The 2,404-nt window shown below is 36.1% G+C and carries 2 protein-coding genes and 1 pseudogene; all 3 read left to right on the top strand.

Annotated elements, in window-relative coordinates; all coding sequences use genetic code 11:
• Window positions 1–96, top strand: a pseudogene (locus tag AB3X49_RS21460) (aminoglycoside phosphotransferase family protein); the annotation flags it as partial.
• 156 nt (window positions 97–252) lie between these two features.
• Window positions 253–849, top strand: coding sequence for a TetR/AcrR family transcriptional regulator (locus AB3X49_RS21455; protein WP_367964612.1), 597 nt, complete (start codon window positions 253–255; stop codon window positions 847–849).
• Between the two features lie 203 nt (window positions 850–1,052).
• A partial coding sequence (lpdA, locus tag AB3X49_RS21450) for a dihydrolipoyl dehydrogenase (RefSeq protein WP_367964610.1) occupies window positions 1,053–2,404 on the top strand: 1,352 nt, incomplete at its 3' end.

Here is a 2,404-nt window from a genome sequence, read left to right as displayed (position 1 = left end):
ATATATTGCAAAAAAACAGGTTTATTAAGAGATGAAATTTTCCAGTGGGCTCCTATTATTAGCGCAGCTAGATTGGCAGAGAGTACACCTCTGTAAATAAAAGATGTTTTCAAGTATTTATTTTGATCCCTATTAAAATAGTGAATCATTTATTTTTTTACTCATTGATTCTCTCCGTTATTTTTCTTGCTAATTCTTTTCGGTTTGTCATATACTAAAAAGAGACCAAATGTTTTCTTTTAGGAGGACACTATGCGTAAAGGTGAATTAACAAAAAGAATGATTCTTGATCGTTCCTCTGCTCTGTTTAATATAAAGGGGTATAGTGGTTCTTCAATTTCTGATATTATGCGAGAGACTGGGCTAGAGAAGGGTGGTATTTATCGTCACTTTAAAAATAAAGATGACTTGGCTGTTCAAGCCTTTCAGCACGCAACTTCACAAATGGGAGTGCGTTATATTGAAGAAATAAAAAAAGCATCCACTACATTTGATAAGTTAAAAAGTTTTATCTCAGTTTTTACATCTCTCGTTCATAATGATCCTCTTCCAGGAGGCTGTCCAATCATGAATGTAACGTTAGAAGCAGATGATTCCCACCCACTTATGGCAGAACAAGCACAGATAGCGATGAATCAATTACTTGGAATGATTGAAAAGATTATTACGAATGGAATTGAGCAAGGGGAGTTAAGATCAGATACTCAAGCAAAGCAGATTGCTATCATCTGGATTTCTTCTCTTGAAGGAGCACTTGCCTTGTCACGCTTATACCAAGATACAGTCTATATTGATACAGTATCGTCACGACTTTTAGATGAATTGGAAAAAAAAATTACGGCCAAGTAAGCCGTAATTTTTATCGCAAAAAAGAGACTGTTCGGTTTCTTTTTTGAGGGAGTGATCACTTAATAGAAATTCCATGATGGAACTATGAAAAAACGGTTGAGAGAAGAATGGTACTAATACAAAATAGTAAATTGAAAAATGTGTAGAGTATGAACAATTTCGGCCTACCTGTTTCTAATTTTTGGAGGAGTGTGAAAAAGGATATGAGAGAAATAGAAACAATCGTAATTGGCTCTGGACCTGGAGGATATGTTGCTGCAATAAGAGCTTCACAATTAGGGAAACAAGTGGCAATTATAGAAAGAGAGAATCTTGGTGGCGTATGTGCTAACGTCGGCTGCATTCCATCTAAGGCACTTATTTCTGTAGGTCATCGTTTTGAGGAAACAAAGCATTCAGAAAATATGGGTATTTTTTCTTCTGGTGTAAATGTTGATTTTGCAAAAGTACAAGAATTTAAAAACAACGTTGTAAAGAAATTAGTAGGTGGTGTAGAAGGGTTATTAAAAAGCAATAAAGTAGAAGTGATAAAAGGTGAAGCTTATTTCATGGATGCTAACACTATACGAGTAACCAATAAAGATGCAGCTCAAACATATACATTTAAAAATGCAATTATAGCTACTGGATCACGCCCAGTTGAAATTCCAACATTTAAATTTACAAAACGTGTGATTAACTCTACAGGTGTACTTAGTTTAACTGAAGTTCCAAGTAAATTGGTTGTAATCGGTGGTGGTTACATTGGTACTGAATTGGGCTCTGCTTACGCTTCCCTCGGTTCTATAGTAACAATTATTGAAGGAGGTAAAGATATTTTAACTGGCTTCGATAAACAAATGACTCAAATTGTGAAAGAAGACCTTATAAACAAAGGTGTTACAGTAATAGTAGATGCATCCGCTAAAGGTGTTGAAGAAGTTGAAAATGGTGTAATTGTTACCTACGAAATTGGTGGTGAAGAAAAGAAAGTTGACGCTGATTACGTATTAGTAACGGTTGGCCGTCGTCCTAATACTGAAAATATGGGTTTTGAAAAAATCGGTATTGAGTTTTCTGACCGCGGTTTATTAAAAGTTGATCAACAATGCCGTACTAACCTTCCGAACATTTTTGCTATCGGTGATATTATTGCTGGTCCACAGCTTGCACATAAAGCATTTTACGAAGGAAAAGTAGCTGCTGAAGCTATTTCTGGTGAACTATCATGTGTTGATTACTTGGCAATTCCAGCAGTTTGTTTCACAAATCCTGAATTAGCTACAGTTGGTTATACTGAAGAGCGAGCAAAGGCAGAAGGCATGGAAGTAAAAGTGATTCAATCCCCATTTTCAGCAAACGGTCGTGCACTTGTATCAAATGAAGGAAAAGGGTTCTTGAGGCTATTGGTGCGTAAAGAAGATGGTGTATTAGTAGGTGCTCAAATCGTGGGTAATGGTGCATCAGAAATAATTGCCGAAATGGGTTTAGCAATTGAATCAGGCATGACAGTTGAAGATATTGCATTAACACCACATGCTCAACTAACTTTAAGTGAGATTGTGATGGAAGCTGC

Source organism: Bacillus sp. C30 (genome assembly GCF_040838255.1).
In the GTDB taxonomy this organism is placed as follows: domain Bacteria; phylum Bacillota; class Bacilli; order Bacillales; family Bacillaceae_G; genus Bacillus_A; species Bacillus_A mycoides.
This window is presented reverse-complemented; position numbering and strand designations above follow the sequence as displayed.

Bases quoted from the DNA above. Each gene is read 5' to 3' on its own strand.
- AB3X49_RS21455 (WP_367964612.1), top strand. From the start codon at position 253: ATGCGTAAAGGTGAATTAACAAAAAGAATGATTCTTGATCGTTCCTCT.